The organism is Peptoniphilus obesi ph1 (genome assembly GCF_000311865.1).
GTDB lineage: Bacteria > Bacillota > Clostridia > Tissierellales > Peptoniphilaceae > Peptoniphilus_E > Peptoniphilus_E obesi.
The window spans coordinates 97397-115592 of sequence record NZ_HE978582.1; the positions used below are offsets into that span (position 1 = coordinate 97397).

An 18196-nucleotide genomic window follows, 5' to 3' on the forward strand; every position below is an offset into this window, starting at 1 on the left:
TTTCTTTCTATCGTCTACGATTGTCTAATATTTATTTTTCTTTAAATTGATTTTATTGTATAGTTTAATAATTCTAATAATCCAATAACATATATACCTAATTTAGGTAATCCAAATGGACTAAATAAAAATGCTAATATTAGTGCTTCCATTACAATTTGCTTGTCTCCTTGAAAAATGCTAGCTAATCCAATTATAAAAATCAAAGTAGAAACTACGCTTAACAACGCAGTACTCAAACTTAATATGAAGGTTAAAAAAGCTATGAGCAAACCCAACACTAATCTTATCGGTAATAAAATTATTCTAATTATCCATCTCATACATACTCCTAAAAATTAAACTGGGATTCATAACAAACCCCAGTTTCATAATTAGCGTGTCCTTTAATATAATTTTGATCCTGCTGGAATATTATCATCCAACATTATTAAGTTAAGTTTTTCTTCTCCGTCGTACTCACAAATTGCAGATATAATCATACCTTCTGAGTCGATTCCCATCATCTTACGTGGAGGAAGATTACAAATCGCAAGCAATGTCTTTCCAATCAAGCTCTCTGCGCTGTAATATTCCTTAATACCAGATAAAATAACTCTTTCTTTTTCAGAACCATCATCTAATGTAAATTTCAATAATTTTTTTGACTTAGGAACTTCTTCGCAGTTTTTGACTTTTACAACTCTAAAATCAGATTTTGAGAATGTATCAAAATCAACCATATCTTCAAATAATGGCTCTACTTTTACTTTTGAAAAGTCGATTTTTTCTGTCGTAAGTTTGTCGTAAGTTTCGTAAGTTTCTTTTGACGAATCCCCATTTTCTGCCTTTTCTAAGCCTATTGGCTTCATTGTTGGGAATAAGATTACATCTCTTATGCTTGCTTGGTCAGTTAGTAGCATCACCATTCTGTCTACTCCTATTCCAAGTCCACCTGTTGGTGGAAGTCCAACTTCTAGTGCATTTACGAAGTCATAATCCATTGGATGCGCTTCTTCGTCGCCTTTTTCATGTTCTTTAACTTGTTCTTCAAATCTTTGTTTTTGGTCGATTGGGTCATTAAGTTCAGAAAAGGCATTTGCAAACTCCCAAGTATTTATGAAAGCTTCAAATCTGTCTGTTAGTCTTTCATCTTCTGGTGATCTTTTTGCTAGTGGTGAAACTTCTACTGGATGTTTTGTAACAAATGTTGGTTGAATTAACTGAGCTTCGCAGAATTCTTCAAACATTTCAGATATGATTTTTCCTCTAGTCCAGTCTTCTTGAACTTCAAGTCCCTTAGCTTTTGCTATATTTCTTGCTTCTTCATCTTCTTCAATTTCATTAAAGTCAACTCCAGCATATTCTTTTATAGCATCTATCATTGTTATTCTTCTCCAAGGTGCTTTAAGATCTATTTCTGTTCCTTGGTAGTTGATAACTGTTGTACCATATAGTTCAATAGCACAAGCCTCGAATATACTTTCTGTTATTCTCATCATTTCTTCATAGTCTGCGTAGGCTTGGTAAAGTTCAATGTTTGTAAATTCAGGGTTGTGTCTTGTGTCCATTCCTTCATTTCTAAACATTTTGCCCATTTCGTATACCTTGTCAAATCCACCAACTATTAGTCTTTTTAAGAATAGTTCGTTGGCTATTCTTAGTTGCATGTCTAAGTCTAGTGTGTTGTGGTGGGTGTAGAATGGTCTTGCATTTGCTCCACCTGCTACTGTTGAAAGAATTGGTGTATCTACTTCTAAGAATCCCTTATCATCAAGATATTTTCTTATTGTTTTTAGTATTTTAGTTCTCTTTAAGAAAACTTCTTTTATTTCAGGATTTACTATTAAATCTACATATCTTTGTCTATATCTTAAGTCTGGATCTTTTAGTCCGTGGAATTTTTCTGGTAATATTTGAAGAGATTTTGATAAAAGTTGTGTAGCTGTTGCTCTTACTGTGATTTCTCCTGCTTCTGTCTTAAATACTTCGCCTTCTACACCTATGATATCTCCTATATCATAACCTTTTACATCTTCATAACCTTCGTTTAATACATCTTTTCTAGCAAATACTTGGATTGTTCCCTTGCTATCTTGTATATCTAAAAAGGCGATCTTTCCATGTCTTCTCTTGCTCATTATACGTCCTGCAATTGAGACATTTTTGTTTTCAAATTCTTCAAACTTATCTTTTATATCAGTTGAAAAATTGCTAACTTCATATTTTGTGACTTTAAAGGGGTCCTTGCCAGTTTCTCTTAATTCTTCAAGTCTTCTTCTCTTTAAAATCAACATCTCATTAAGCTTTTTTTCGTCAGAACCTTGCATTTTTACCTCCTAAAAAGAAATTTCTAATACTTCGTATTTTACAAATCCATCAGGGATTTCAATTTCAACTTGGTCCCCAACTTTTAATCCTATTAATTTAGAACCTACTGGGCTTTCGTTTGAGATTTTGCCTTCTAGTGGGTCTGCTTCTGCAGAACCTACTATTGAATATTCTTCAACTTCGCCATCACTTAGGTCTTTGATCTTAACTATAGATCCTACATTAACTTCTTCTTTATTTAATTGCTTTTCATCTATTATTTTTGCATTTCTTGCCATAGCTTCAAGTTTTGCAATTCTTTCTTCTACTTGAGCTTGTTCATTTTTTGCTTCATCATATTCAGAGTTTTCTGAAAGGTCTCCATATCCTAGAGCTACTTTTATTCTTTCAGCTACTTCTTTTCTTCTTACAGTTTTTAAGTATTCAATTTCAGATTCAATTTTTTCTAATCCTTCAGTGGTGAAGAATATATCTTTTTCTACCAAAACTAATCTCTCCTCATAATATAAAAATTAGGCGCTAAAACGCCTAATGTTTGGTTTATAGTCGAAGCTATTATATTTTAAATATGCCTAGTTGTCAAGAAGATCAAGCTCTAGAGCATACTCATTAATCATCTTTATAATTTCTTCTAGGTCTAAACTCCTATTGATTTTATTTCTAAGTTCTTTGGAATTTCTCATAGATTTAAAATAGCCAACAAATTGCTTTCTCATCTCTAAAATTCCTTGTTTATTTCCCTTATCTTGGACATTTCTTCTCAAGTGGTCAATTGCCAGTTCAATTTTTTGCTTATCGCTTGGTTTTTGATAGTCTAAACCTTTTTGTTTTTTATATATTTCATCAAAGATAAATGGATTTCCTATTGCAGCTCTTCCTATACTGACTGCTGCCACGCCAGAATATTCTATCTTTTTTTTACTATCTTCGTAGGAATTTATGTCTCCGTTTCCAATTACTGGAATTTTTACTGCTTCTACAACCTTTTTTATATAATCCCAATCTGCCAAGCCTTCATAAAACTCTTCCCTACTTCTTCCGTGAACTGTGATGTAAGAAACTTTTGCTTTTTCAGCAAGTTTTGCAATCTCAAGAGATTCAACCCCTCTGATTGATTTCCTTATCTTTACAGAAACTGGTTTATTAGATGATCTTACTGCTTCTTTCATTATTTCATAGGCAAGGTCTGGTTGGTCCAAAAGAGCCGATCCACAATTATTTTTTACGATTTTTGGAGCAGGACATCCCATGTTTATATCTACTCCATCAAAGTCAAGTTTATTAATTTTTTCTCTTATTACCTGGCCAATTATATCTGGATCATCTCCAAATAGTTGAACAACTGCATTATTTTCTTTTGGAGATTTTTCTAAAAGGATTTCAGTTTTTTTGTCCTTAAAATATATGGCCTTGGCACTAACCATCTCTGTTACTGTCATTAGAGCATTGTGTTCTGCACAAATTTCTCTAAAGGTCATATCTGTATAGCCTGCAAGCGGAGATAATACTGCTCCATAGAACTTATTCAACAAAAGTATCCCTTCTGTTCATATCATAGATTATTTTTAATCCTCTTAGAGTTAAAAACCTATCTATTATTATGTTGTATTTTGAATCAGCCGTTAGTAAAGAAGAGAAGCCACCAGTTGAAATAATATTTATATCTTCTGGTTTTTTACCAAGTTCATTTGCAATTTTTGTAATAATTCCATCTATAGTGCAAGTAAATCCTTGGTACAAACCTGCTTGCATAGAACTTATTGTTGTTTTTTGTATTACGCTATCGACTTTTACAATTTCAATTTTTGGAAGTTTTGATGTCATAGTAAAAAGTGCATCTGCTGATATTCCAATTCCTGGTAAAATTAAACCGCCCAAGTAACTATTATTTTCATCGATTACACAAAAAGTCATTGCAGTTCCTATATCGATAATAATACATGGTCCGCCGTAATCTTTGATTGCAGCAACAGCATTTACTAATCTGTCCGCTCCAACTTCATCTGGATTTGTATATTCTATATTCAAATCAAGTCTTAAGTCTCTATTTACTATTATCGGTCTTTTATTAAAATATTTTATTACCATGCTTGGTAGAGTGTGCATCAAGTTTGGAACAACTGATGATATTATTACATCATCAATTTCATTTACATCTATGTTGGAATGTTTTAAAGTGTTGTAAAATAACATCCCATATTCATCAGAAGTTCTTGTCTTTACTGTAGCTATTCTAAAGTCGCTAACAAGTTCATCATCTTGATAAACTCCAAAAACAATTGTTGTATTTCCTACATCTATAACTAATAACATATATAACCTCTTTTATAAATTTTTATAATTTTTTTTAGTATATATCTAGTCTATAGAATTTTCAAGACAAAGACTAGATATATAAAATATAATTATAGTAAATTTTTATTATTGTCAACCTTTACACTTCTATTGTTGACATAAGTCATTTGTTATTTTATAATGTTTATGATTTATAAGGAGGGATCACTATTAATACTGATTCAAAAACAAAACTTGATACTAGATCGCTAACTAAGATTGCATTACTTGCAGCGCTTATTGCAATTGGTGCTTTCTTATCACTACCTATTGGTCCTGTACCAATAAGTTTACAAACATTTTTTGTTTTCATGGCAGGTTTACTACTTACTCCTACCGAAGCATTTTTAACTTGTTTTGTATACTTTTTACTTGGTGTAGTCGGACTTCCAATCTTTGCTGGTGGTTCAGGAGGCCCATCTTCATTTTTTGCACCAAGCTTTGGTTTTGTACTTGGCTTTATGCTAATTGCTCCAATAATTTCAGTTTTATCTAGAAAGATTGATTTAAATAATTATGTAAAAAGTTTTTCAATTTTACTTATTGCTGAAGTTGTATTGTATGCTCTTGGCTTAGTTTATATGTACTACATGCTTAAATATCTTGGAACAGACCTTGGTACTGTGACTGCAGTTTTACAAGCTGGACTTATTCCATTTATTCCTGGTGATATTGCAAAAATGCTTATAGCTGTTTTGATTGCACCTAGGATAAAAAAAGCTATTACACAAATTTAATAAAAGGGGAGCTTAAAGCTCCTTTTTATTTAGCTCATTTGACAAAATATTTATATCTTTAGGAGGAATTATTATTAATACTAATACAAAAACAAAACTTGATACTAGATCTATAACTAAAATCGCTCTATTTGCAGCTCTTATAGCTGTCGGTGCATTTTTATCTTTGCCAATTGGACCTGTACCAATAAGTTTGCAAACATTTTTTGTCTTTATGGCAGGTTTATTGCTTACTCCTTTTGAAGCATTTTTAACTTGCTTTGTATATTTTCTACTTGGAATAATTGGTCTTCCAATTTTTGCAGGATTTTCTGGCGGTCCTTCAACATTTTTTAGTCCAAGCTTTGGATTTATTATAGGTTTTATGATAGCTGCCCCTATGATTTCTTTTCTTTCTAAAAAAATTGACATAAATAATTATGTGCAAAGTTTTTTAGTTGTTTTTTCAGCAGTTGTAGTTTTATATATTGTTGGCTTAACTTATATGTACTACATGCTTAAATATCTTGGAACTGATCTTGGTTCTTTATATGCAGTTTTACAAGCTGGACTTATTCCATTTATTCCTGGAAACATTTTAAAGATGGTTACGTCTGTGCTTATCGCACCTAGAATTAAAAAACTTATATAAAATAAATAAGAGGCCCAATGGCCTCTTTTAATTTTCTAATATTTTTAATAATTGATCTTTTCTTTTTTGCTTTCTTTCGTTAGCTTTACTATTTATATAGTCATCAAATTTTTCTTGAATCATTTCTTTCGTATCGTCTTCAAACATTCTTTCTGAAAATGGATATACTAAATCATTTTCTTTTTTTGAATGAGACCTCATTAAATTCACATAGCTTAAAGCATTAGCAAGTATTTGAGCCTTAGCAAGTGGAGTCTTATATTCAATATATTGAGCTATATTTTCATCAAGGCTTGCTATGTAGTGTCTTGCAAGTTGGTGTTCAACAAGCATTCCATGATTTATTACATTTATAGCAGGTCCTTTTATTATTTCAACCATATCTTTAAACAAGATACCCTCTTCTTTAGCATGATGAACTTGATCTGTAAATTCTCTGGTGAAGTTTACGAATGTAGAAAAAAACTTAATGTCAACTTTATTATCTTCCACAATACTTACACACTTTTCCTCAACCCTATTTAATACTCTATTAATTATTGCATGCTCTTCTTCCAAATACTTTATATAGTCCATACTTCCTCCTAATTATTTACTAACTATATATTATATTACTATATTTTTTTGCTTTTGAAGCTTTAATTTATCATATTTTGTAATTTATTATTAATTTTAAAAGATTAGTTAATCTGTTATAATATTAACTATCAAGGAGGTAGTTCAATGGGTTCTACTAAAAATAGGAGGAATAGGAAATCTATAAGGTTTTCCAGCATCCTAAAAATAATAATTACAATGCTACTTGCACTTATAATATTTGTTGGAACTTTTGCAGGAACATCTATTTTATCAGTTCTAAAAAAAGCTCCTGTAATCGATGCGGAAAACTATAGAAGTCTTATAAATGAAACCTCACGCGTTTATGATGACAAGGGTGAGCTTGTACAAACTCTTGTACTAAATGAATTTTCACAATATGTTAGCCTAGATAAAATACCTGATTCTTTAAAATATGCAGTAATTGCTGTTGAAGATGAGAGATTTTATAAACATGATGCCGTCGACTTTAGACGACTTGTTGGAGCTTTGGTTGAAAACATTAAGGCAGGAAGAATAGTTCAAGGTGGTTCAACAATAAGTATGCAGCTTGCAAAAAACTTATATACATCTTCAAATAAAAGTATAGAGAGAAAACTAACTGATGTTTATTATGCTTTTGAATTAGAAGCAAACCTTTCAAAAGATCAAATACTTGAAGCATATTTAAATTCAGCAGGTTTTTCAAAGGGAACTGTTGGTGTTGAAGCAGCTGCACAAACTTTCTTTAACAAAGATGTTAGCCAGCTAAGTCTTGCAGAGTCTGCTCTTATAGCAGGTGTTACTAATAGACCTGAAAAATACACACCTTACAATCAAGAATTTATAACTCCTGAGGATGATCTTGAGAGTTTACAACTTTTACTTATCCCTCTCACATCAGGAACTGTAAATAATGATGAAACTCTTGACTATGCAAAACAACTTTTAGAATTAGGAAGAATAGATAATTTTGATTACAAGCAGATTCAAAACAATGTTTTGATTCCTATGAAAGCCGTCTTTAATCCTGTATCTAAGCAAAGACAAGAATTAATTCTAGAGCTTATGAAAAAACAAGGATATATAAATGAAGACCAATACCAAGAAGCTATAAATGAAGATATTGTTATAAATATTGGACAAAGAGAAGAAAAAGGCCTTTCTTCATACTTTGTTGATGAAGTTAAAAATGAGGCAATAGAAATATTAAAATCTATTGGCTACTCCGACGAAGAAGCTCACAATAAATTATACACTGGTGGCTTCAAAATCTATTCATCAATGAATCTTGAACTTCAAAGACAAATGGATGATATAATTAATAACGACAATATTTTCCCAAGAACAAGACTTGATGAAAATGGAGTTAAACAACCTCAAGTTGGTTCTGTTTTACTAGATCCACATACTGGACAAGTTAAGGCTCTAATAGGTGGTAGAGGAATTGCTGGAAGTTCAAACTTTAATAGAGCAACTTCTCCAAGATCACCAGGATCAAGTATAAAACCAATTTCAGTATACATGACAGCCTTTAATAATGGATCGACTGCTGGAGATATCTATTTAGATGCACCTCTTCCAAGTAATCTATTCCCAAGCTGGAGACCAAAAAACGTTGGATCATACGCAGGTTGGTCCACAATTAGAAAATTACTAGTCAGATCTTCAAATGTTGGATCATATTTAGTTTCTAGAGATATCGGAGTTGACTTTAATGCAGCTTCTAATAAAAACTTCTCTTATTCTAAGGCAGTAGATGAAGAAAAAGCTATGAAGCTTATCATGGAAAATCTTGAAAACCTTGGCGTTTCAACTCTTGTATGGCCAAAAGACAATCCTAAACACAACGACCAAAACCCATCAGCCTTAGCACTTGGAGGAATGACTCATGGTATATCACCTCTTGAAATGGCAGGAGCCTATACAGCCCTTGCTAATGGTGGAGTTTATGAAAAACCAACTTTTATAGATAAGATAACAAACTCTTCTGGGGATGTAATTTATGAGAAAAAGGATGAAGGCAAAAAAGTTCTATCTCCACAAAACGCTTTTATCTTGACAGATATTCTTGAAGAAGTTGTAACAAGCTCAACCGGTAGAAATGCAAACTTTTCTGGCATGTCTATAGCTGGTAAAACTGGTACAACAAATGATAAAAAAGAAGTATGGTTCATTGGATATACTCCTTATTATGTATGCTCAGTCTTTATAGGTAATGACCTTCATGAACCTTTACCTTTTGGTTCCTCTGCAGCTGCATCACTTTGGAGACAACTTATGAAGCCAATTCATAAGGACCTAGAAAATAAAGACTTCGAAAAACCAGAAACTGGTTTATACAGAAAGTATGTTGGCGGTCATTATGAATACTTTGTAGAAGGAACTACTCCTCACTACCAAAACAAGTGGGCTTTTGTTAAAAAGAAAAAAGTAGAGAAAAAAGACGACGATAATAATAACAATGACAACAAGAAAAAGAACAAGGATAATAACAAGAAGAGCAAGAAAAAATCGAGAAAATCAAATAACAATGATTAAAATCTTTGATTAATTAAAAAAAGATCTTATGGATTTCCATAAGATCTTTTTTTATCAGCATTTAGTCTACACTTTTCTTTTACAAAAGAATATTAAATTATAAATTTTATATTAGGACACATTTTATAGAAGATTTTATTAATAGTGGCTTTCATCCTAACTCTTACCTTACCACCCTTAAGTTGAATAATTTTAAATTTTTTATTAATAGCTAATAAATAAAATCTAAATATATAAATTACTTTTAAAGGTATATAAAAAAATAAACGATACAAAAATCTCGTATCGTTTAAATAAATATTATTGTCTATTACTTTCAACTTCAAGGCAAAGTTCGTTCCATTGACAGGCTCCACAAACTTTTGGTCTTAGGCTTTGGTCAAAAATTTTATCGCTGCAAGCTTGGTAAAATTCTTTCCATTTCATCCTGGTATTTTCTTTTATCCCAGTTAGCTCAAGGACTTTTTTATCGTAGTTCATGACCTTTTCTTGAGACTGGCAAATTTTTCCTAAATTCTCTGGGCATTTTTTACATATTTCGTCTAATTCAGCTACAATTTCTACTTGAGGATTTTCTTCTTCCAAATAGTCTATAACTTTTTTCATATTTCTTGAAAAGTCATCACTATAACCTTCACCTACAAAATTTCTTGTGCAAAGTCCGTGGTGGGCTCTTATTTTCATTTCATTACCTCCTGTCAAATCTCTATAAAATGATCATAAGATACAATTATTCTTCTAAAATATAGCCATTACTTCCATCAGTTGCTTCTTGCTCAACTCGCTCATTGCTATTCATTTCATATATAAAATTGTCTGTTTCCACATGTTCTGGATAACTATTGTATGATACTGCACCAAAAATCATGTCTATAAATAAAAATATTGTTAATATAAATCCTACTATACCTAGTCCAAGCAATACTTTTACTATTGTGTTTGGCTTTTTATTGTTAACTATGTATCTTTCATCTTTAACTAAACTTTTGCCGCAGGAAATACAAGTGTCATAATCTAGGCTTTGTTCCTCTCCACAAAAACTGCATTTAATTTTCTTATAATCCTTACTTTCATCAACTACAATCATATAAATTATCAAAGTTATTACAGATGAAGTAAATAAGGCAAGTAAAACCCAAAGCCAAGGATCTCTATTAGTTCTCTCTGCATCTTTATAGATATAAACAATAAGTCCTATCTTAACTGCAAGTAATATAATCGGTATGAACATTCCAAAAACTATCATGCTTTGTCTAAGTAACATAGTTTCCCTCCTTCTGCTCTTCCTAACAAATCATAAATTAAAATTTTATTTCTCTATTTCTCATAGCTAAAATAAAATTTATCTTAATAAAATTATATATTATTATTTATTTTATTTCTATAATTTTAGGCAAAGAAAAAACCCCTCTCGGGGTTTATATCTTATTTAGTCAAATCACTTTGTCCATCTTTATCTATTATATCTCTTGCTTCCTTGGAAAGGTCTTCATCTTTTATATAAGATGATCCATCTTGGTGGTCTTTAGAAATTTCTTCTTGACCAGAAAATATTCTTTCAAATTCGTCACGTTTTATGGTTTCTTTTTCCAATAAAACATCTGATACTTTTATTAGTTTAACCATGTTTTCTGTAAGAATTTTTTTAGCCTTATCGTAGGAATCATTTAGCATCCTAGAGACTTCTTCATCTATTTGAGCTGCTGTTTTTTCTGAATAAGACTTGCTTCTTCCAAGATCTTTTCCTATAAAGACCTCATCTCCATCGCCATAGTTGATTGGTCCAATATTATCGCTCATGCCATATTCTTTAACCATTTCTCTTGCCATGGCTGTTGCCCTTTGTATATCATTGTGAGCTCCAGTTGAAATATCTTCTAGGACTAAAGCTTCTGCAACTCTTCCTCCAAGCAAGGAAACGAGCTCATTTTCAAGCTGGCTTTTAGTCATAAAGTTTACTTCATCTTCTGGTATATAGGCTGTAAAGCCTCCTGCCATTCCTCTTGGAATTATTGTTATTAAATCAACAGGATCTGTTCCAGGAAGTGATCTTGAAACTACTGCGTGTCCTGCTTCGTGGATTGCAGTAAGTTTTCTTTCTTTTTCTGTTACAACTCTTGATCTTTTTGCTGGTCCTGCTTGAACTTTTATAGATGCTTCTTCAACATCCTCCATTTCTATAAGAGGACTATTTCTTCTTGCGGCTAAAAGAGCTGCTTCATTCATTAGGTTTTCAAGGTCTGCTGGTGTAAAGCCTGGTGTCTTTTTGGCTATATTTTTTAATACTATATCATCAGAAGTCTTTTTATTTTTAGAGTGAATTTTTAAAATTGCTTCTCTTTCTGCAACATCAGGTTTGCCAACAAAAACAGTTCTATCAAATCTACCTGGTCTTAAAAGAGCTGGATCAAGTATATCTTGTCTGTTTGTTGCAGCCATAACTATTACGCCTTCGTTGTTTGAAAATCCATCCATTTCAACAAGTAGTTGATTAAGAGTTTGTTCTCTTTCATCATGGCCGCCGCCAAGTCCTGCACCACGTTTTCTACCTACTGCATCAATTTCATCTATAAAGATTATGCAAGGTGAATTTTTCTTGGCAGATTCAAATAAATCTCTTACCCTAGATGCTCCAACTCCGACAAACATTTCAACAAAATCAGATCCACTCATTATAAAAAATGGAACCTTGGCTTCGCCTGCAACTGCTTTTGATAGATATGTTTTACCAGTTCCTGGAGGTCCTACTAATAAAACTCCCTTAGGAATTCTTGCTCCCATATCTATAAATTTTTTAGGATTTTTTAAAAAGTCTACAATTTCTTTTAGTTCTTCTTTTTCTTCCTTTAAACCTGCAACATCATCAAAGGTTACATGATTTTTATCATCTGGCTTTAGGACTCTTGCCTTTGATTTTCCAAAGGAGTTCATCTTAGAGCCTCCACCTTGAGACTGGTTCATAATGTAATACCAAAATCCTATAAATATAACAAGCATAAAGACTGTTGGAATCCACTCAATATAAAAAGGAGTTTCCTTATCCTTTAAACTAGTAACTTTTATATTATTTTCTTCTATTGCTTTTGAAATATAATTATCATATATATAAACTCTTGCCTCTTGAGGAATAACTGTGTGATAACTTTTGTCATCTTTTGTTTGATAAGTTACTTCTCTAGAATCATAGACAATTTCTTTTACATCATTTGCTTTTACTGAATTTATAAATTGTGTAATATCTACCTCTGGAATAGTTTCTACTGGTGGAGAAAAGAACTTCAGTCCCACTAGCACAAGCACTATAAGCATAAGATAGAGTGACACACCACTTATTCTCTTTTTCAAACTATCACTCTCCTCATCAAATTATAACATATTTGATATATATCATTTATAGACTTTTTCGTCTAAAATACCTATATATGGTAGGTTTCTATAGTTTTCGTTATAGTCCATTCCATAGCCTACAACAAAATTATCTTCTATTTCATAGCCTACGTAATCTACTTTTATCTTTTCAGATCTTCTTGATGGTTTAGTTAAAAGAGTGCAAAGTTTAAGACTCTTAACTCCCCTACTTTTTAAAACTTCTGTTAAATAAGATAAGGTTATGCCCGTATCTATTATGTCTTCAATAATTAAAACATCTTTTCCTTCAATTCTAGTTGATAGGTCTTTTAAAATTCTAACTTCTCCAGAACTAGTAGTTCCTTCATAGCTAGTAACATCCATAAAATCCATAACTAAAGGCACATCTATTTTTCTAATAAGGTCTGCCATAAAAGGTATTGATCCCTTTAATATGCCTATGGCAACTAGGCCATCTTTATAGTCTGCATTAATCTTATCAGCTAATTCTTGAACCTTATTAGCAATGTCTTTTTCATCATACAAGATTTCTTTAATATCATCTGCTAGCTTATTAGTCATCATAACCTCCGTATTTAATATTTAAAATATTTTTACTATCCTTGCTAAGCCTATACCTATTATCCATCCTATAAGGCACTATCCAAATAATATTCTCATCATCAGTCAGGATAGCTATCTTATCTCTTTTATATTTTTCAATTTTTTCATCTATAAAAAAGTCTTTTAATTTCTTATAGCCCTGCATACCAAAGGGAACAAATTTATCTCCAGCTTTTCTGTATCTTAGTCTTAATTTCCCTACGATTTTATCCTGGTCTATAGAAATTATATTTTTACCACTTTTATATTCTGAGTTAAATTCAAGCTCAAAATTTCCAAAGCTAGTCTCGTTTTTGCCTTCTTTTAAAAAGATTTCTTCTTCAAAAATCTTTTTATCCTCATCTTTTATATACAAACTGTCATAGGAAATTTCTAGAAAATTATTATTTACTATATTGCTTTTAAAGGAAGTTTCCTTGATTATAGCTTGGACTATGATTTCATAGTTTAGCCTGCTTATTCCTTCAATTGTCCTAAGCTCTCTTCTTAAATATTCTCTTAAAATTTCACTTATAAAATAAGGATTTTGAGCTCTTAGTTCTTTAATATTTAAAATACCATTTTTATAATTTTTATCAAGATATTTATCTACAAGTTCTTTGATAAAATTCATATTTTCTCTTGATAAGTCTACTAGTCTAAGTATGGCATCATCAACCTGTGGGTTGAAGTTTTCTTTAAGATAGGGAATAACATTTAGTCTTATCTTGTTTCTGCCATAGATGTCCATCTGATTGGTTTCATCTTCAACAAAAGAATAATTATTGGTCGCTAGATAATCAATGATTTCAGATCTTTTTATATCTAGCATGGGTCTATACAAATTATTTGCTACATAGTCCATGGCAGCAAGCCCTTCTATTCCAGTTCCTCTGATCACTCTTTGCAAAAGTGTCTCAACCTGGTCATTCGCATTGTGGGCAAGAAATATTTTACCATTTTTCCCGGCTATCTTGTTAAAAAATTTATATCTTAAAAATCTTCCAGCCTCTTCTTCTGTCATGGAGTTTTCTTTTGCATAAAGATCCATCCTAATTTTTTCTAGTTCAAAATCTAACTTGTAATTTTTAGATAAATCTCTTACAAATTCCTGATCTCTTAAAGCCGTTTCTCTTATACCATGGTTTACATGAGCAACTATTAAGTCAAAATTTATATATTCTTTTAGCTCAATCAGATTGTGAAGCAAGAAAATCGAATCTGCTCCACCAGAGACTGCAGCGATGACCCGGTCGCCATCTTTTATCATATTAAATTTTTTTATATTATTTAAAAATTTTTCCTTCATATTCTTAATAAAAAAACAAGGTCATCATTGATGACCTATTATTTATCTTCTTGATCTATTTGACATTTTTGAGTTTTGTCTAGATCTAGCTTTTTCAAGCTTTTCATTAGAATCTTTTAAAAACTTTGCAATTTTATCTTCAAATGAGAGGTCTTTTTCTTGCTTTTTTTTCCTTTGGAAAATCAGTTTCTTCAACTTTTTTCTTTTCTTTAGCATCCTTTAATGAAAGAGCAATTTTGCCCGAATCGTCAATTGATAAAACCTTTACCTTTACCTTCTGTCCCTTTTCTAAAAAGTCTGATACTTTTTCTACATAATCATCTGATATTTCTGAAATGTGCACTAGGCCACTTTTATTATCAGCCAGATCAACAAATGCTCCAAACTTCATTATATTAGATACTTCTCCGTCAACTATCTGACCAACAGATAATTCCATTAATAAAATCCTCCTGTAATAATTTTAAAAATCATTATTATTCTTTTCCTTGGCTTTTTCTTTATCGACATATACCACTTCTTTAGGTTTAACCATGCCCAATTCTTCTCTTGCCACTTTTTCTACATACTTAATAGAGCCTGAATTTTTAATTTCTTTTTCCAGCCCTTTTATATCCTTATTAAGTTGTTCGACTTTTTGCTTTTTATCTGATATTTCTGCCAATTTTTCGTTTCTTTGTGAAAGATTTGAACTAATAACAAAAGCTCCATAAGAAACAGAAATTAGTATAACTAAAAAAAGCATCAAAGGAAATCTACTAGCCTTTTTCATAATAATGACCTCCAAGTTAATTATTACATTAAAGTCCTAGAATTTCAAGAATTAAAGGCTTCTAAGATAAATAAAAGCTTAAAATTAATCAACTATTTCATATAAATCTTGTGCTTCTTTTTTGCCAACTTGTTCTCTAATTTCAAGAACTTTATATTTTCTTGTATCGTCTCCAAAACTTATTTCAATAAGATCTCCAATGTTTACCTCATCGCCTGCTTTAGCAACTTTATCATTAATTTTTACCCTGCCAGCATCGCAAGCTTTTTTGGCAACTGTTCTTCTTATTATTATTCTTGATATTTTTAAAAACTTATCTATTCTCATATTTACCACTTTCTATTTAAAATAAAAAAATTGGGAAGCTAAGCTTCCCTAAAATTTTTATTTTTTATTAACTGCTTCTTTAAGAGCTTTTCCTGATCTAAACACAGGAGCAAGTGATGCAGGAATCTTGATAACTTCTTCTGGATTTCTTGGGTTTCTTCCTTCTCTTGCTTTTCTTTCTCTAACTTCAAAAGTTCCAAATCCAACTAATTGAACTTTTTCTCCACTTGCAAGAGCTTCTTGAACTGAGTCTAAAAATCCGTTAAGAGCCTTTTCTGCATCTTTTTTTGATAATTCACTTTTTTCTGCAATACTTGCAACTAATTCTGATTTGTTCATAAAATCCTCCTAATAATAAGTTCATAATTTTATACTATAAGCCTATACATTTATTGAAATATAATATATTTTCCTAACTTTTAATAAATAAAAGTTTTTATTAAATCAATTACTATCTATCCGTGCTGATTATTGTTTTGTTGCGTCTTTGATCTAAACGCTCATCCAATAAATTCAAAGGCTATAAACAATTATACATTAAGAAATCTTGATTTTCCATAGTAAAATAGCTAAATCATTGATTTTTAGATATATTTTCATATATAAGTTCAAGAATTTCTTTATATGAATAATACCCCTCTAAATTTAATTTAACTATGGATTTTAAATATTTTGATGTTTCATTTAACATAGCATCAAGTTCGTTTTCTTCCATATAAAAATCTTCTTTTAAATCTGTATTTTCTTCAAGTTTTTTTATAATTTTTCCAAGACTTATATTATCCTCATCTTTTGGTATAAAAATTGCACTTTGATGGTTTATATTTTCTATCCTATCTAGCTCATAGATTGGAATATGATAAATATCTTCGCTAGCAAGTCCTGCATCAGTTACTAAATATATCATGTAGTCATCTGTATATATTTCACTAAGGGCAAGTTTTAAATCTATGCTAATTCTTTTATTATAAACTTGGGTGATTATTATATCCGCACTAGTATTAATTTTGTGTGGATCAAAATCATCCCCATCCATAAGCTGAAAGTTTTTTGTCGGATCAATTTTTACAGCTCTTAATATTGCTTCAATAAAAGACATGCCAGAAATAATTTTATAGTCACTTGTTTTTTCAAGTAATTTTACAACTGTTTTTTCAGCTATAAAAGGATCTCCTGGAACACAATAATTCAAATCTGCTTTTTGATTTTCTTTTAGTAAGATGTCTACAATTTCATCATAAACTTCTTCAAAACTATCTTTTTCTTCATAAAGATAGTCAAAACTCTTATATGGAATTTCTTGGTCTTTAAATAATTTTATAGATTGGTGTTTATCGGTTCTTAAAAAATTTCTCTTGCTTGATTTTATTTGCTCATAAGCTTCAAGGCTAAGACCTTTTTCATCTGTCGAACCTAAACCAATAATGTATATCATATTTCACCTCTCTTGTATTTTATGTTTATTTAAAATAATTGTAAAGTCTAAAAGCATTTAATTTATTTTTAATATTTTTATCAATAAAAAAACAGGGAATAAAAATATTCCCTGTATCTTTAGATAATTATTTATTATCAGCTTTATTTTCTGCTTTAGTATTATTTGCTTTTTCTTCAGCCTTGTTTTCTACCTTAGCATTTGTTTTTGCATTTTTATTTGCTTCTTTTGAAGCCTTATCATTTTTTTCGTTTTCTGCAGTCTTAGGAAGGGCTACTTGGTATTTTTCTGGTAACTTGTAGTCATCCTTAGGATCAAGATATCTCTTGATTTTTGCATCTTTTTGAAGCTTATCAACATATTCTTTTACTTTTTCTTGTGCATATGTTTGTTTTAATTCATCTTTAAGGTCTTTAAAAGTTCTTGCTTTTTTGTCTGTAAGTTTGATTATATGATAGCCATAATCTGTTTTTACTGGATCAGAGATTTCTCCCTTTTTCATAACTTTTAGAGCATCATTAAATGGTTGAACCATTTCTCCATTGTTGAAAGTTCCAAGATCTCCACCTTGTGCTCCTGATGGATCAAGTGATTTTTCCTTTGCCATTTCAGCAAAGTCTGCTCCCTTGTCAAGTTCTTTCTTTATTTTATTAGCTTCATCAACATCAGCTACTAAAATATGAGAAGCTGTTGCTGTAAAGTATTCATCTTTGTGGTCATTGTAATACTTTTCAAGTTGCTTATCGTCTGCTTCAAATTCTTTTAATAAAGCTTCATAATAATCATTCATTAATACTGTATTTCTTACATAATTTTCATAAAATTCTGGAGTCATACCAACTGTTTTTAATTGTTCATTAAAAACTTCTTCTCCACCGATTTGTTCTTTTACAGCATTTATTTGTTCAGTAACCTTATTTTCATCTACTTTTATATTTTTCTTTTGAGCATCTTGTTTTACAAGTTCCATTTGAATTAAATTTTCAAGAACTTGTCTTCTGATTTCTTGTCCCATAGTTACTTGTGGATTTTGATCAGTTGTTTCTTCTAAAATGTCTGCATTGTTTGACATAAGTATTGCATTATTTGCTTGAGCAGCATAATCTCTATCAAATTCTTCTTGACTTATTTCTGCATCATTAACCTTTGCAACAACACCTTCTGGTCCCTTGTTACAAGCAGTTGTAAACATTAAGATTGCTACCATAAAAGTTAAAGCAATATTTTTCATAAAAGCTTTAATTTTACTATTCAAATTTATCATCCTTTCATA

21 protein-coding genes are annotated in these 18196 nt (G+C 30.8%); 3 read left to right on the top strand and 18 right to left on the bottom strand.

What is annotated here, in order from left to right; genetic code table 11:
* Positions 1–41 precede the first annotated feature (41 nt).
* From HGPB_RS06330 to HGPB_RS09010, 6 genes are all read right to left on the bottom strand, one after another.
* The gene (locus HGPB_RS06330; protein ID WP_019132850.1) at positions 42–323 is read right to left on the bottom strand and encodes a CD1845 family protein; all 282 of its coding nucleotides are present in this window, start codon (positions 321–323) and stop codon (positions 42–44) included.
* A gap of 63 nt (positions 324–386) precedes the next feature.
* Entirely contained in the window at positions 387–2309 is a 1923-nt protein-coding gene (gene lysS / locus HGPB_RS06335) for a lysine--tRNA ligase (protein ID WP_019132851.1), read from the bottom strand.
* 9 nt (positions 2310–2318) lie between these two features.
* The gene (gene greA / locus HGPB_RS06340) at positions 2319–2795 is read right to left on the bottom strand and encodes a transcription elongation factor GreA (protein WP_019132852.1); all 477 of its coding nucleotides are present in this window, start codon (positions 2793–2795) and stop codon (positions 2319–2321) included.
* A gap of 87 nt (positions 2796–2882) precedes the next feature.
* Complete coding sequence (locus HGPB_RS06345; protein WP_036738573.1) at positions 2883–3839, bottom strand: tRNA dihydrouridine synthase; 957 nt, start codon at positions 3837–3839, stop codon at positions 2883–2885.
* Positions 3832–4623: a type III pantothenate kinase gene (locus HGPB_RS06350; protein ID WP_019132854.1), complete on the bottom strand. Its 792-nt coding sequence runs from the start codon at positions 4621–4623 to the stop codon at positions 3832–3834. Before HGPB_RS06350 ends, HGPB_RS06345 begins: the two co-directional genes overlap by 8 nt.
* Positions 4624–4789: 166 nt before the next feature.
* A complete protein-coding gene (locus HGPB_RS09010) occupies positions 4790–4957 on the bottom strand; it encodes a hypothetical protein (RefSeq protein ID WP_019132855.1) in 168 nt (55 codons plus the stop codon).
* Here HGPB_RS09010 and HGPB_RS06355 point away from each other — a divergent pair.
* A complete protein-coding gene (locus HGPB_RS06355) occupies positions 4956–5381 on the top strand; it encodes a biotin transporter BioY (RefSeq protein WP_019132856.1) in 426 nt (141 codons plus the stop codon). The two genes, HGPB_RS09010 and HGPB_RS06355, sit on opposite strands and share 2 nt — an antisense overlap.
* A 214-nt stretch (positions 5382–5595) precedes the next feature.
* The gene (locus HGPB_RS06360; protein ID WP_245543865.1) at positions 5596–6012 is read left to right on the top strand and encodes a biotin transporter BioY; all 417 of its coding nucleotides are present in this window, start codon (positions 5596–5598) and stop codon (positions 6010–6012) included.
* A 27-nt stretch (positions 6013–6039) separates the two neighbouring features.
* On the opposite strand, the gene HGPB_RS06365 is transcribed toward HGPB_RS06360, so the two are convergent.
* Positions 6040–6588, bottom strand: coding sequence for a hemerythrin domain-containing protein (locus HGPB_RS06365; protein ID WP_019132859.1), 549 nt, complete (start codon positions 6586–6588; stop codon positions 6040–6042).
* Positions 6589–6735: 147 nt separating this feature from the next.
* Between HGPB_RS06365 and HGPB_RS06370 the strand changes: the two genes are divergently transcribed.
* Positions 6736–9129 carry a transglycosylase domain-containing protein gene (locus HGPB_RS06370; RefSeq protein ID WP_019132860.1) on the top strand — a complete coding sequence of 798 codons (2394 nt, stop codon included), beginning with the start codon at positions 6736–6738 and terminating at the stop codon, positions 9127–9129.
* 300 nt (positions 9130–9429) lie between these two features.
* Here HGPB_RS06370 and HGPB_RS06380 read toward each other — a convergent pair whose 3' ends face one another.
* The 11 genes from HGPB_RS06380 to HGPB_RS06430 all read right to left on the bottom strand — a co-directional run bounded on the left by HGPB_RS06380 (position 9430) and on the right by HGPB_RS06430 (position 18178).
* A complete protein-coding gene (locus HGPB_RS06380) occupies positions 9430–9813 on the bottom strand; it encodes a DUF1284 domain-containing protein (protein WP_019132862.1) in 384 nt (127 codons plus the stop codon).
* A gap of 46 nt (positions 9814–9859) precedes the next feature.
* On the bottom strand, positions 9860–10393 hold the full coding sequence (locus HGPB_RS06385) for a hypothetical protein (RefSeq protein ID WP_019132863.1): 534 nt from the start codon (positions 10391–10393) through the stop codon (positions 9860–9862).
* A 161-nt stretch (positions 10394–10554) separates the two neighbouring features.
* Positions 10555–12474 (bottom strand): ATP-dependent zinc metalloprotease FtsH, encoded by a 1920-nt coding sequence (gene ftsH / locus HGPB_RS06390; RefSeq protein WP_019132864.1) that lies wholly within the window; start codon positions 12472–12474, stop codon positions 10555–10557.
* Positions 12475–12516: 42 nt separating this feature from the next.
* Positions 12517–13059, bottom strand: a complete 543-nt coding sequence (gene hpt / locus HGPB_RS06395; protein ID WP_019132865.1) for a hypoxanthine phosphoribosyltransferase — start codon at positions 13057–13059, stop codon at positions 12517–12519.
* The gene (gene tilS, locus HGPB_RS06400; protein WP_019132866.1) at positions 13052–14389 is read right to left on the bottom strand and encodes a tRNA lysidine(34) synthetase TilS; all 1338 of its coding nucleotides are present in this window, start codon (positions 14387–14389) and stop codon (positions 13052–13054) included. Before tilS ends, hpt begins: the two co-directional genes overlap by 8 nt.
* 139 nt (positions 14390–14528) lie before the next feature.
* Positions 14529–14828: a S1 RNA-binding domain-containing protein gene (locus tag HGPB_RS06405; protein WP_019132867.1), complete on the bottom strand. Its 300-nt coding sequence runs from the start codon at positions 14826–14828 to the stop codon at positions 14529–14531.
* Positions 14829–14852: 24 nt separating this feature from the next.
* On the bottom strand, positions 14853–15161 hold the full coding sequence (locus HGPB_RS06410; protein WP_019132868.1) for an FtsB family cell division protein: 309 nt from the start codon (positions 15159–15161) through the stop codon (positions 14853–14855).
* An 84-nt stretch (positions 15162–15245) separates the two neighbouring features.
* Positions 15246–15488 carry an RNA-binding S4 domain-containing protein gene (locus tag HGPB_RS06415; protein ID WP_019132869.1) on the bottom strand — a complete coding sequence of 81 codons (243 nt, stop codon included), beginning with the start codon at positions 15486–15488 and terminating at the stop codon, positions 15246–15248.
* Positions 15489–15545: 57 nt separating this feature from the next.
* Positions 15546–15827, bottom strand: coding sequence for an HU family DNA-binding protein (locus tag HGPB_RS06420; protein WP_019132870.1), 282 nt, complete (start codon positions 15825–15827; stop codon positions 15546–15548).
* A 235-nt stretch (positions 15828–16062) separates the two neighbouring features.
* On the bottom strand, positions 16063–16923 hold the full coding sequence (locus HGPB_RS06425) for an SAM-dependent methyltransferase (protein WP_019132871.1): 861 nt from the start codon (positions 16921–16923) through the stop codon (positions 16063–16065).
* Between the two features lie 127 nt (positions 16924–17050).
* A complete protein-coding gene (locus HGPB_RS06430) occupies positions 17051–18178 on the bottom strand; it encodes a peptidylprolyl isomerase (RefSeq protein ID WP_019132872.1) in 1128 nt (375 codons plus the stop codon).
* Positions 18179–18196 lie beyond the last annotated feature (18 nt).